Annotated in this window: 14 protein-coding genes; 6 read left to right on the forward strand and 8 right to left on the reverse strand. The window is 64.8% G+C overall.

Annotated features, from left to right (window positions below):
* The first annotated feature begins 12 nt into the window (after nucleotides 1-12).
* Nucleotides 13-801 carry a class I SAM-dependent methyltransferase gene (locus tag E1748_RS27470; protein WP_133650390.1) on the forward strand — a complete coding sequence of 263 codons (789 nt, stop codon included), beginning with the start codon at nucleotides 13-15 and terminating at the stop codon, nucleotides 799-801.
* Between the two features lie 8 nt (nucleotides 802-809).
* Here E1748_RS27470 and E1748_RS27475 read toward each other — a convergent pair whose 3' ends face one another.
* The 4 genes from E1748_RS27475 to E1748_RS27490 all read right to left on the reverse strand — a co-directional run bounded on the left by E1748_RS27475 (nucleotide 810) and on the right by E1748_RS27490 (nucleotide 5,547).
* Complete coding sequence (locus tag E1748_RS27475) at nucleotides 810-1,448, reverse strand: LysE family translocator (protein ID WP_133650391.1); 639 nt, start codon at nucleotides 1,446-1,448, stop codon at nucleotides 810-812.
* 126 nt (nucleotides 1,449-1,574) lie between these two features.
* A complete protein-coding gene (tehA, locus tag E1748_RS27480) occupies nucleotides 1,575-2,594 on the reverse strand; it encodes a dicarboxylate transporter/tellurite-resistance protein TehA (RefSeq protein WP_133650392.1) in 1,020 nt (339 codons plus the stop codon).
* Nucleotides 2,595-2,782: 188 nt separating this feature from the next.
* A complete protein-coding gene (locus tag E1748_RS27485; RefSeq protein ID WP_133650393.1) occupies nucleotides 2,783-4,744 on the reverse strand; it encodes an AI-2E family transporter in 1,962 nt (653 codons plus the stop codon).
* A gap of 227 nt (nucleotides 4,745-4,971) precedes the next feature.
* A complete protein-coding gene (locus E1748_RS27490; protein ID WP_166653640.1) occupies nucleotides 4,972-5,547 on the reverse strand; it encodes a TetR/AcrR family transcriptional regulator in 576 nt (191 codons plus the stop codon).
* Nucleotides 5,548-5,653: 106 nt separating this feature from the next.
* On the opposite strand from E1748_RS27490, the gene E1748_RS27495 reads away from it, so the two are divergent.
* The 3 genes from E1748_RS27495 (at nucleotide 5,654) to E1748_RS27505 (ending at nucleotide 8,277) form a co-directional block, all read left to right on the forward strand.
* Nucleotides 5,654-6,427, forward strand: coding sequence for an SDR family NAD(P)-dependent oxidoreductase (locus E1748_RS27495; protein ID WP_133650395.1), 774 nt, complete (start codon nucleotides 5,654-5,656; stop codon nucleotides 6,425-6,427).
* 9 nt (nucleotides 6,428-6,436) lie between these two features.
* Nucleotides 6,437-7,636 (forward strand): FAD-dependent oxidoreductase, encoded by a 1,200-nt coding sequence (locus E1748_RS27500; RefSeq protein WP_205965302.1) that lies wholly within the window; start codon nucleotides 6,437-6,439, stop codon nucleotides 7,634-7,636.
* A 206-nt stretch (nucleotides 7,637-7,842) separates the two neighbouring features.
* Nucleotides 7,843-8,277, forward strand: coding sequence for a GNAT family N-acetyltransferase (locus tag E1748_RS27505; protein WP_133650396.1), 435 nt, complete (start codon nucleotides 7,843-7,845; stop codon nucleotides 8,275-8,277).
* Between the two features lie 14 nt (nucleotides 8,278-8,291).
* On the opposite strand, the gene E1748_RS27510 is transcribed toward E1748_RS27505, so the two are convergent.
* Together E1748_RS27510 and E1748_RS27515 are read right to left on the reverse strand one after the other, a co-directional pair.
* Nucleotides 8,292-8,795 (reverse strand): DMT family transporter, encoded by a 504-nt coding sequence (locus E1748_RS27510; protein WP_205965303.1) that lies wholly within the window; start codon nucleotides 8,793-8,795, stop codon nucleotides 8,292-8,294.
* Nucleotides 8,796-8,805: 10 nt separating this feature from the next.
* On the reverse strand, nucleotides 8,806-9,231 hold the full coding sequence (locus tag E1748_RS27515) for a DMT family transporter (RefSeq protein ID WP_133650397.1): 426 nt from the start codon (nucleotides 9,229-9,231) through the stop codon (nucleotides 8,806-8,808).
* 91 nt (nucleotides 9,232-9,322) lie between these two features.
* On the opposite strand from E1748_RS27515, the gene E1748_RS27520 reads away from it, so the two are divergent.
* Both E1748_RS27520 and E1748_RS27525 read left to right on the forward strand, forming a co-directional pair.
* A complete protein-coding gene (locus E1748_RS27520) occupies nucleotides 9,323-10,243 on the forward strand; it encodes a LysR family transcriptional regulator (protein WP_133650398.1) in 921 nt (306 codons plus the stop codon).
* A 189-nt stretch (nucleotides 10,244-10,432) separates the two neighbouring features.
* Nucleotides 10,433-10,789 (forward strand): hypothetical protein, encoded by a 357-nt coding sequence (locus tag E1748_RS27525; RefSeq protein ID WP_133650399.1) that lies wholly within the window; start codon nucleotides 10,433-10,435, stop codon nucleotides 10,787-10,789.
* 21 nt (nucleotides 10,790-10,810) lie between these two features.
* Here the strand turns inward: E1748_RS27525 and E1748_RS27530 are convergent, their stop codons facing one another.
* Nucleotides 10,811-11,533, reverse strand: a complete 723-nt coding sequence (locus E1748_RS27530; protein ID WP_133650400.1) for a GNAT family N-acetyltransferase — start codon at nucleotides 11,531-11,533, stop codon at nucleotides 10,811-10,813.
* A gap of 26 nt (nucleotides 11,534-11,559) precedes the next feature.
* Entirely contained in the window at nucleotides 11,560-11,967 is a 408-nt protein-coding gene (locus tag E1748_RS27535; RefSeq protein ID WP_133650401.1) for an MAPEG family protein, read from the reverse strand.
* Nucleotides 11,968-12,069: the final 102 nt, after the last annotated feature.

A 12,069-nucleotide genomic window follows, 5' to 3' on the forward strand; every position in this document is an offset into this window, starting at 1 on the left:
TCCGGAGAAATCATGACCGAGCCCGATTCCGTTCACCACGCCGCTGCACAAGGTTACACCGCGACGTCGGCGGCCGACCACTACGTGCGCGGCCGTCCGGACTATCCGCCGGCCGTCGCCGACTGGCTGCGCGACACGATCGGTCTTGTGTCGGGACGCACCGTCGTCGATCTCGGCGCGGGCACCGGCAAGTTCACCCCACGCCTCATCGAGACCGGCGCGACCGTGATCGCCGTCGAACCCGTCGACGCGATGCGCGCGAAGCTCGTCGAAGCGTTGCCGCAAGTCGACGCACGTGCGGGCACCGCGACATCGATCCCGCTCGCGGATGCATCGGTCGATGCGATCGTCTGCGCGCAAGCGTTCCACTGGTTCGCGACGCATGCCGCGCTTGCCGAAATCCATCGCGTGCTGAAGCCGGGTGGACGGCTCGGGCTCGTGTGGAATCTGCGCGATGCGCGCGTCGACTGGGTGGCGAAGCTGGACGCGATCGTGAATCGCGCGGAAGGCGACACGCCGCGTTACTACACCGGCGCATGGCGCAACGCGTTTCCGCATCCAGGCTTCGGGCCGCTGCAGGAAGCGCATTTCTCGATCGGCCACACGGGTTCGCCGGAGCAGGTGATCGTCGCGCGTGTGCGCTCGACGAGTTTCATCGCGGCATTGCCCGCAGACCAACGCGCACAGATCGACGAAGAAGTGCGCGCGCTGATCGCGGCCGAACCGTCACTCGCGGGTCAGGACACGGTGACGGTGCCGTACGAGACGGCCGCGTTCTGCGTAGTGAAGGAAGGGGCGTAACGAGGCGATTAGAGGCCGGGCCGGAACGCGGTGAAAATCAGCCGCAGACCGAGCGCGGCAACCGCCGTCGCGGCCACACGATCCACCCATGCTTTCGACGCGAGGTACAGTTCGCGCGGCCGGCGGCTCGAGAAGCACAGTGCGACGATCGTGTACCAGCCGGCCTCGATCGCGAACACGGCGGGCGGCAGCACGAAGTAGCACCACATCGGCGGATGATGCGGCAACAGCGCGGCGAAGATGCTGCCGTAGAAGATCGATGTCTTCGGGTTGCTCAACTGCGTGCTCAGACCGAGCCACAGCGACTTCCGCAGATTGCCGCTTCCGTCGCCGCCGATCCGGTCGACTGCGAGCGGCACGGTGGCGCCGCGCCACATCCGCACGGCGATGTAGACAAGATAGAGACCGCCGGCGATTTTCAGCCCCGCGTACAGCCAGCCCACCGCTTCCAGCAGCGTGTACAGGCCGATCAGCGCCACGCACGCAAAGCAGACTCCGCCGATTCCCATGCCGACCGCGCTCGCGAGTCCATCGCGTCGCGAGACGCCGATCGCATTGCGCGCGACGACGATGAAGCTGGGACCGGGACTCATGGCGCCGAGCATCAGCGCGGCGAGGATGGCGACGATGGCCGTGGAGGCATTCACAGGTGTTCTCCGTTTTGATGAAGCTCATGAAGAGCAGAAGACAGATGCCCGTGAACTTAACATGCTTGCGGGGGTAGGGGACGTGTTCCCCTACCCCCGCAATGTGTTACCAGTGTGAGGTTCGCGTCAGGCCCGCACGGTCCGTTCGTTGCGACCCGCTGCGGCCGGAATCGAGTGAGTGGGTCTCGCTTGAGCGACGGCCGGCAGCAACTCGCCGCGCACCAGCATCGCGAAGGTCTTCACCGCAAGCACGCCGATCACGATGTTCGCCGCGATGAAGAGCGCCGGTGCGATCCATTCGACCGGACCGGTCGCGCCGCGCTCGACCATCCGCATTGCGAGTGTCGGCAGCGCAGCGACGCCGAAGCTGAATGCCCAGTACGACGGTGCAAATGCCTGTTCACGGATCCACGGCAGCAGACGCAGCAGCACCAGCGCCTGATAGATCCCATAGCCGAGCAGCAGTTGAGCGAACAGATCCGGTGCGCCGCTCGTCAGTGCGAGGTAGGTGACACCACCGACGACCGGCGGTGCGAGCTGGATGCCGAGCGTCGGACGCAGTGCTGCGGGCAGCGGGTCGTGCACGGCGGCGCGGTGCATGATCATCGATTCGAGCGCGAGCCACGACAGCACGCCGGCACCGAAGAACAGTGCGCCGAGGTGCGGCCAGCCGAACGTGGCCGACGTGGTGCCCGCGACGAAGCCCGATGCGACAGCCGGCAGGTAGACCGCAGGCGTCACGGTTTCGGGCTGACGGCCGCCTTGCCACAGCCGGCCGTGCAGCAGCACGCCGACCGCGAGTTGCGCGACGCCGGCCACCGCGAACAGCGCGACGGCGGCAGGACGCGACCAGGGCAGCAGCACGCCCGCAGCCAGCATGCTGGACACCGGGCCGAGCGCCGCGAACGACGACTGCACCGGATGCCGCCATTCGGCCAGCGCGGCGGCCGGCGTGCGCAGCCACTTTTGCGCATAGGCGACGAGGATCACGACCCAGACTGCGAGCGCGGCGAGCGACAGAAAATCGGCGGCCACGCCGGGCAGATGCCAGATCCGGACGGCGACGCGCCACGCGTTGGCCAGCGCGAGCATACCGACTGCGATACCGAAGAAGGAGACCGGAACCGGTCCGCGTTGCGTGTTCATTTTGACGACCTCCGAAGGAGACGGCTTCGTTCTGCGGGAGTTGGAGCGAAGCGCGTTCGATGGAGGAATCGTAGAGGGCGGCGTCTGCGCGGAGAACGCTCGCTGGGATCAACTAATGGCGCGTGCGTCTCAAACGGCCGGAGCCTATTAAACGCGGCTCCGGACGGTACTTTTTCACATGGATGTAATCATTCTGCAGACGAAGCCGCGACCGCCGCCGACGGCGCTCCGCCGGCAAGCAGACACAGCCCGACGAGGTCGCGGAACGTCGCCGCGCCTTGCGCGACGCTGCCGACTGCTTCGCCGGACGGATTCTCCGTCGGTCCGCCGATGCCGAGGATCAGCGCCGCCGACGGCGCGCGTTCATGCACACGCCGCAACAGATTGCGCAGATACAGAGGCGCTTCGGCTGCGTCTAGCGTGAGCACGCAGACCACGGCCGCATCGCCGGGTGCGCTCGGGCTCGCATTTGCACTGCCTGCGCCGGTGGCACCGCCCGCGCTCTTGCGGAACTGCTCGTAGCTCGCGGTGACCGGTGCCATGCCGTAACGCGTGAGCAACTGCACGACGATCGCGACCGCGATTTCGTCGAATGCGCCGCGCCCCGCGACGCACAGCACCGTCTTGCCGCGCGCGGGTGCGATCAGCGTTGCGAGATCGACGACGCGTTCGGGTGATGCGCTCGATACAGTGCTCAACGACGTCGCGCCCGTATGCAGCGCGCCGACCATTTCTGCTCGCAGACGTTCGTCCGGCACGCCGTCGATGTCCTCCATGTTCTCGACGATATCGAGCAGATGATCGTTCATCCGCGCCAACTGCTCCGGCGAGAACACCCCGCGCAGCGTGTCGTTGCGCGCGAGACGCAGACCTTCGCGTGCGACGTCGTCGTAGTAGTCGATCAGCGGCAGATCGCGCAGCAGACGTTCGGCCTGATCGATCGCTTCGTGTGGATCGTCGGCGAGCAGGCGCTGGTAGAAGGTCTGCGCCGGCGTGAGCGCGGGCTGATCGCCGAGCAGCACCGCGATGAACTTCAGACGATCCGCGTAACGGCCGAGCGTGACGAGACACAGCGTGAGCGGCGTCGACAGCACGAGGCCGACCGGCCCCCACAGCCAGCTCCAGAAAATCGCCGCGACCACGACCGCGAGCGGCGACAGTCCCGAGCGATGCCCGTACAGCAGCGGCTCCACCACCTGACCGGCAACCACATCGACGACGACGAACAGGATCAGCGTGCAGACGCCCATCGTCCATTGCGGCTGGATCGCGGCGGCGAGAATCGTCGCGAGGATCGCGGCGATCCACGTGCCGATGTACGGCACGAAACGCAGCAGCGCCGTCAGCACGCCGAACAGCAGCGCACCCGGCACGCCGATGATCGCCAGGCCGATCGAAATCACCGCACCCGTGCCGAAATTCACGCCAAGCTGCGCGAGGAAATAGCGGCTCAGGCGGGTCGCGGCATCGTTGATCGCGGTGGTGGTGCGATGCAGATCGCTTGAACCGAAGAGCCGGATCAATCGATCGCGTAGATCCTCGCGCTGCAGCAGGATGAAGATCGTCACGACGAGCACGATGAACATCGTCTCGAGCGGCCCGACGACCGGCGAGAACACCCGCTGCGTCAGCTGCAGCGGCGACGGCATCGGCTCGTGCACCTCGACCGGCATCGGCGTGGCTGCGCTTGCGCGTTGCGAGCGACCGGCTTCGTGCGGCGGCCGTGTGGGCGCGACACGCTGCAGCGCGGAAGCCGCGCGGGTCAGCAGGGCGTCGGCGCGTCCGACGGTTTTTTCCTGCACCGTCTCCACCTTTTCTTCGATCGCCTCCTGGTATTGCGGCAGCGAGCTCGCGAGCTGCGCGATCTGCGCGCCGATCAGCGTGCTGATCGCGAGCAGCGCGACGAGCGCGGTCAGCACCGCGACGAAGATCGACGGCCACTGGCCGAAGCGCAACCGCCGCAACACGCCGACCAGCGGCGCGAGCAAAAAGCTGAGCAATACCGCAAGCGTGATCGGCATCAGCACCGCGCGGCCGAAGTACAACCCGCACACGACGACGACCGTCGTGATGACGGTCGTCAGTCCGTGGATGCCCGGTGTGCCTGCGGGAAAAACGCGGGTCGGGGTGGACGGTCTTTGTGGAGCCATGGGAACGACCTGATAAAAACAGCAACCTGGTGAGGCCTGGCCGGGCGTGGCGACTACCTAATGGCTTTCACGGCGTGATTCGGACGCCGTGATATCGCATCAAGCGTTGCGAAAGCAGTCGCAAAAAACGCGCCCGGCGGGGGCGTGCGCACGGATGCGGATCCGTGCGGATTTCGTGACGTTATCAAAAAACGCCGGACCTACGCAGATCCGTTCAGAAGGAAGCGTTAGACGCAGGCCTGGATTGCCGCTGCCGCGAGCGCAGCGGCGCGCGTCCGGGCGCTTCCCATCAATGCGGGCGAGTCGAGCCCATGACGCATCGTCGCGAGACCGATCACGTACGACGCGATCAACGCCGCGCGCATTTCCGCGTCGCGGCCGCGCAGCAGTTTCGCGAGCGGCTTGATGAACTCCGCATGAAAACGCTCGGACACGATCGCCGCGACCGACGGATTGCCCGCCGCGCGCAGCAGCACGCGCAACGCGTCGAAGCTGTCGTCATCGGGATCGGTGTCGTCGAAGATCTGCGCGACCAGATGCGCGCCGAGATCGTCGAGATGCGCGGACAGATGCTCCTCCACGCGAAAGCCACCGTGAACCGCAGCCGCGAAGAGTTTTTCCTTCGCGCCGAAGTAGCGGTTGACGAGCGCGGCATCCACGCCTGCATCGCCGGCGATGTCGCGGGTGCCGACGTTTTCGTAGCTGTGCTGCGAAAAGCGCGCACGCGCGGCCGCGAGAATCCGCTCGCGCGTCTGTTCGGCGTTACGCGTAGTGGGCGCGGCGTCGCGTCTGGAAGAGGTCACGATTCGTTTCCCGCACGGTGAGAAAGGCAGATTTTGTCATCAACCGTTGACATTGGCAAGTTGCGCGCGGTACGCTTTGTCATCAATTGATGACTTAAGGCCCGAAATGAACGCAAAACTGGAACAGCAGGACGAATCGCGCAGACTCGACGGCAAGGTCGCCGTCATCACCGGCGGCAGCAGCGGCATCGGCCTGGCGACCGCGCAGCTGTTTCGCCGGCACGGCGCACGAGTCGTGCTCGCGGGACGTAACGAAGGCGCCTTGCATGCTGCGCAGCGCGCGGTGGGCGGCGACACGCTTGCAGTGCGCGCGGACGTGTCGCGGGTAGCGGACCTTCGCATGCTGATGGAAACCACGGCGAACGCGTTCGGCAAGATCGACGTGCTGTTCGCCAACGCGGGCCTGTCCGAATGTCCCGATGTGCTCGACACCGATGAATCGTTCTTCGACCATCTGATGGCCGTCAACGTGAAGGGCGTGTTCTACGCATTCACGCAGGCATTCGAGCATCTTGCCGACGGTGCATCGGTGGTGTTCACGAGTTCGGTTGCGCAGCAGCGCGGCCGTCCCGGCGATGCGTTGTACGCGGCCAGCAAGGCGGCGGTGCGCAGTCTCGCGCGCACGCTCGCGGCCGATGAACGCGTGCTCGCGCGTCGCGTGCGCATCAACGCGGTGAGCCCCGGCGCGATCCGCACGCCGCTCACGCGCGCCGCGACCGACGACGCCGACGTCCGCGCATGGGTCGAAGCGCAGGTCCCGATGGGCCGGTGGGGCGAAGCCGACGAAGTCGCGCGCGCGGTGCTGTTCCTCGCATCGGACGACGCGTCGTACCTGACCGGCGGCGAGATTGCCGTCGACGGTGGTCTCGGCCAGATCTAGGAGCGCGCGATGAACGACGAACAGATGACGGGCCGCAATGCGTTGCTCGACGGTAAGGATGTAGCGATTGTCGGCGGCGGTCCCGGCGGACTGACGCTTGCGCGACTGTTGCAACGGCGCGGCGCACGGGTACGCGTGTACGAACGCGATGCGTCGCCGGTCGCGCGGCAGCAGGGCGGCTGCCTTGATCTGCACGAGCAGTCGGGACAACTCGCGTTACGCGAGGCCGGCTTGATGGAGCGCTTTCACGGTATCGCGCGGCGTGAAGGGCAGCACGCGAAAATTTTCGACCGCGACGGGATCGAGCGCTTCGAACTGCGCGCGGAAGACGAAGCGCAGTCGTGTCCCGAGATCGATCGAGGTGAACTGCGCACGCTGTTGCTCGACTCGCTGGAGGCGGGCACCGTGCAATGGGACTGTCACCTGACCGAGGTCGTCCGGTGCGACAGACCGGGCGAACATCGGCTCGTGTTCGCGAGCGGCGACAGTGTCCGCGCGGACCTCGTCGTCGGCTGCGACGGCACGGGATCGAAAGTGCGTCCGCTCGTCACGTCGGTGAAGCCGGCTTACGGTGGCGTGACGTTCATCGAAACCTGCGTGAGCGAACCCGACGTGCGCTATCCGGCGCTATCGGCACGCGTCGGGCCGGGCAGCATCATGGTGGTCGGCGACAATCGCGGGCTGCTTGCGCAGCGCAATGGCGATGGACGCATCCGCGTGTATGTCGCGCTGCGCGTGCCAGAAGCATGGCCAGCCGAAAGCGGCATCGATTTCGCGAAACCCGCCGCGACACGCGAACGACTACTCGATTGTTTTGCCGGATGGTCTCCGGATGCGCTGGACCTGCTGCGTCTGTCGGATGACGTGTTCATGCATCGGCCGCTGTACACGGTGCCCGCGAACGCATGGTGGAGCGAGTGGAACGACGCGCGCGCGGGCGTGACGCTGCTCGGTGACGCCGCGCACGTGATGCCGCCATTCACCGGTCAGGGCGCGAATCTCGCGATGCTCGATGCCGTCGAACTCGCACGTGCGCTGACCGCCGGAACCCATACATCGCTGACCGATGCGCTGCGCGCATACGAGCACGCGATGTTCGAGCGGATGACCCCGGCAATCGACGAAACGCTCGCATCGCAGGATCTGGTGATCTCCGCCGACGCGCCGCAAGGGCTGATCGCGGCAATCAAGGAGCGGATGCGTGGTTAGCGTCGGCTTCGTGTCTGCCGGTCTGGATTCCGGCTCGTCGCTACAGGTGAAAACACGGTACGTTGTGGTTCGGAAAAGGCGGGATGCGCGTTGCGTCAGGCGCTACATTTTTGACATACTTTATCGATACCGCTCGATATAAAATCCCCGCTGTGTCGCGCCGCTTCCTCACCTTTACGTCCATAACCGCGCGACCGGAGAGATGCATGGAACCTGCCGCATTGCGATTCTCGACCGATTCGGGCGAACTTGACCTCGATCTCGTCTACACGTTTCTGCGCGAGGAAACGCCGTGGGCGAAAGGTCTTCCGCGCGCGACGTTCGAGCGTTCAATCGAAAACTCGCTGTGCTTCGGCGCGTATATCGGCGAAGCGCAGATCGGCTTCGCACGCGTCGTTACCGATCGCGCGACGTTCGCGTATCTATGCGACGTGTTCGTGCTGCCGGCGCATCGTTCGCGCGGCTATGCGAAGGCGTTGATGAAGTATGTTGTCGAGTGCGATGCGTTGCAGGGGCTGCGGCGTTTCATGCTCGTCACCAGCGATGCGCATCACGTGTATCGTCCGTTCGGATTCGATGCTCCGGCGAATCCCGAGCGGATCATGGAGCGGCACAATCCTGTGGTCTACGCGAAGGCGTAAGCGCATACCGCCGCTCAATCGACGGTCGAAAGAACCCGCGCAGCCTCATCCCGAGCGCGCTCGCCCTTCCTCGCATTCGCGACATTGCTCCGATAGATCAACCCAAGCGCAACCGCGAGCAGCGCCATTGCCGCATACCGTCGCGTGCCGAGTTCGATCACGGCATTGCCAAGCCAGCCGAAGTTATCGATCAGCAGGCTCATCAGCAACTGCCCGCTGATCACGGCCACGGTGGCCGCAGCCACACCGACGCGCGGCATCGCGAACACGATCACGAGCATGTAGACCACGCCGAAGAACGCACCGGTGATCTGCCAGCGCGGCGCGGTGAACAGCGTCAACGCGTGCGGCGTTTCGAAAAAGAAAGCGATCACGAACGTAACCAGCGTGCCGAGCGTGAACGTAAGCCACGCGCTTTCGAGCACACCCACTTCGCTCCCCAGGCGGCCATTGATCGCGGACTGCGCACACAGCACCGCGCCGGCCGCGACCACGAGAATCAGCATTGCAATAAACACGACGACTCCTTCAGTGAATCAGCCACAGCGCCGCGAGGATCGCGACGAGTGCGCCCACGCGATAACGATCGACCGCTCGACGCGTACTGCCGAGCCACCCTTGATGATCGATGATGAGACTCGCCGCGACCTGACCGAACAGGATGCCGACCATCGTCAGACCGACGCCGATATGCGGCGTCGCGAGCGTGAGCGCGATCACGTAGATCGGGCCGAGCAGACCGCCTGTGAGCATCCAGCGCGGCTGAGAAAACAGCGCGCCGAGTTTCGCGCGATTGAAGACGAGCCCGAACGTCAGCAGCAACGAACCGACGCCGAAAATGCCAAGCGTTGCCCAGCCTTGACCGACTTCCTGTCCGAGCGGACCGAGCAACCCCGCCTCGACCGCCAGCCCCATGCCCGCCAGCACCACCAGCGGCAGCAGTAAAAGATTCATCGCCAGCTCCAGAAAACAAAATCGTAGATCGATGCTGGAAACGGATCAATCTGGCAGAATCGGAAATCACTAATGCTTTTTCGGCAAGATCATGCAGATCAAGGCATTGCGGCTGTTCGTCCACGTCGCCACGACGGGAAGTTTTATCGCGACCGCGCGTCACTTCGGCGTGCCGGGGTCGTCGGTGTCGCGGCACATCGCCGCGCTCGAAGCGGACATCGGGCAGCGGCTGCTGTTCCGGCACACGCGCGCGGTCCGTCTCACCGATGCAGGCGAGCGCTACTACGTGCAGGTCCGCGAAGCGCTGGAGCTACTCGATGCGGCAACCGAGGCCGCCGCCGACAAAGGCGCCGCGCCGCGTGGATTGCTGCGGGTCAACGCGCCGGTCGCGCTGGGCCGGCGGCACATCGCGCCGTTGCTCGCGGAGTTTCAACGCAAACATCGCGAGCTGTCCGTCGAACTGATGCTGACGGACGCGTTCGTCGATCCGGTGCAGGAAGGCGCGGACGTCACCGTGCGAATCGGTACGCTCGCCGATTCGAGTCTCGTCGCGCGAACGCTTGGGGCGCAGCGTTACATCGTGTGTGCGAGTCCGGGGTATCTGAAGCGGGCAAAGAAACTGTCGCAGCCCGATGATCTGCTGAAGCACAACTGCCTCGTCTACAAAGGGCATATGGGCGTGCAGCGCTGGTATTTTCGGCGCCCTGATGAAGCGCATTACCAGCCGTTCGAGATCAGCGGCGATCTTCGCAGCAACAACGCCGAGGTGCTGGTCGCGGCCGCGCTGGCGGGTCAGGGTGTCGTGCTGTTTCCGAGCTGGCTGTATGACGCCGATGCGTTCAAGGCCCGCAAACTCGTCGCGTTGCTGCCCGACTGGCTCGCATCCGTCGAACCCGAACCGGCGGAAATGCATCTGGTGTTTTCGGAGAGCCGCCTGCGTTCGCGCAAGGTGCAGTTGCTGTCGGACTTTCTCGTCGAGCGGATTGGCAGTCCGCCGTATTGGGAAATCTGAGGCCCGTGGCGAACGACCCTGCACGCGAGCGTGACGGATAGTCGATTCCGCGTGCGCGACTGTATCGATAACGTAGGGCCATTCGCTGACGCATCCCGATGCCCACGTATCGAAGCGCCGCAGCGGACAACCAACAGCGGGCTGCATGCGGCCCGCTGTTCACGTGTGTCGTCGCTCACGGAGAACACCATGCTCGAGAATCTGCTGGACGCTGCCCGAAAGCAGGACCCGCAACACAGTCTGGACCCGCTGCCCGCATTGATCGCTGCAGCGAGCCAGCTATACGACACGGCACAGCGGGCAGGGGATGCGCAGGCTGCGGATCTCAACGCGGTGAAAGCGCAGATTCTCGGCGTCGTCGATTCGATCGAAGCGGGGGCCGGCGGCTCCGCGCAGCAAGTGCGTAACGTCATCGACCCCTACCTCAAACTCGCGGCCGACGCGGGGTACAACCTCGCCAACGCGGACGTACGGTTGAAATTCGCTTACTTCGTGATCGAGATCGTCAAGGAAGGTTTTGCAGAGAAGAAAGCGGGTGGCCGATAAGCTTCGATGCAGGGCACTTGCTCAAACCTTCGGTGCATCGACCGTCGTCAGATGGAACTGACGACGCACGACGAAACCCATCCGCTGATAGATCGCAATCGCGCCTTCGTTCGACCCGATCACGTGCAGGAACGGTGTTTCGCCGCGCGCGCAGATCGATGCGATCAGCAGCCTCATCAAACCGACTGCGTGGCCCTGGCCGCGAAACGCCGGGTCCACGCAGACCGCGCTGATTTCCGTAAAGCCATCGAGCTTCATGCGTTCGCCGGCCATCGCCGCGAGCTTGCCTTGCTTGCGTACGCCGATGTAGTCGCCGAGTTCGATCGTGCGCGGGCCGAACGGACCGGGCTGCGTCGCAGCGGTCAGTGCGAGCATGTCGGGCACGTCGCGCTCGACGAGCTTCACGTGTTCCCATGCGATCTGTTCGGACTCGCGTTCCCAGACCATTTGCAGCAGCGACGCTTTTCGGGTGATCGAGAACCCGGAAGGCAGCGTGACTTCGTTCAGCGTGTTCAACGTGGCCGGACCCTGTTCGGCGATCAGTGGACGCAACGCGTCGAACGAGGCTTCGCTCAGATCGGCGAGCGCGGCAAACGGACCTACTGAAGCCAGCAATCGCACCGCGCGATCGTTGCGTACGGCGAAGCGTTGCTGCCGGCCGGTCAGTGCGTTCCAGACGGCCTTGTCGAGCGGATGCTCGTTGGCGACGTCTGTTTCTGCTGCGGGGGCTGATAGTGTGGACATGGCGTGCTCCTGTATCGAAGATGAGTTCATGCAACGTGGCCGAGGATCGTGGTCGCGAACATCACGATCGCGACGAAGCCGGCGAGAAACGCGAGCGTCCGCACCACCGGAATGCCGATGGCGTACACGCAGTAGTGAACGAGCCGCGCGAAGAAATAGAGCTTCACTGCGAAGATCGTGGAGGGTGTGCTGATGCCGATCATCGCGGCGACAAGCACCAGTGGCGCGAAGACGACGAGGTTCTCGATCGCGTTCGTGTGAGCGCGTTGTGCGCGCTGCGCCCACGCGGGATCGGCGGGAAGCGACGGATCGGGATTGCCCATCGTGCGCAGCATGCCGCGCGTCACGATTCTCGCGAGCATGTAGGGAATCCACATCGCGGCCGTCGCCAGCGTGACGAGCGTCAGCCAATAGAGTTCGGGTGTGAGTTTCATCGGTAGATGTCCGGTGGGTTGAAGGGCGGCTCGTGCATCGGCAGGGCCGTATTGCTTCGCAGTCTAGACTCGGTATGGGCGACGGGCTATAGTCGCAAATGA

Source organism: Paraburkholderia flava (assembly GCF_004359985.1).
Lineage (GTDB): Bacteria > Pseudomonadota > Gammaproteobacteria > Burkholderiales > Burkholderiaceae > Paraburkholderia > Paraburkholderia flava.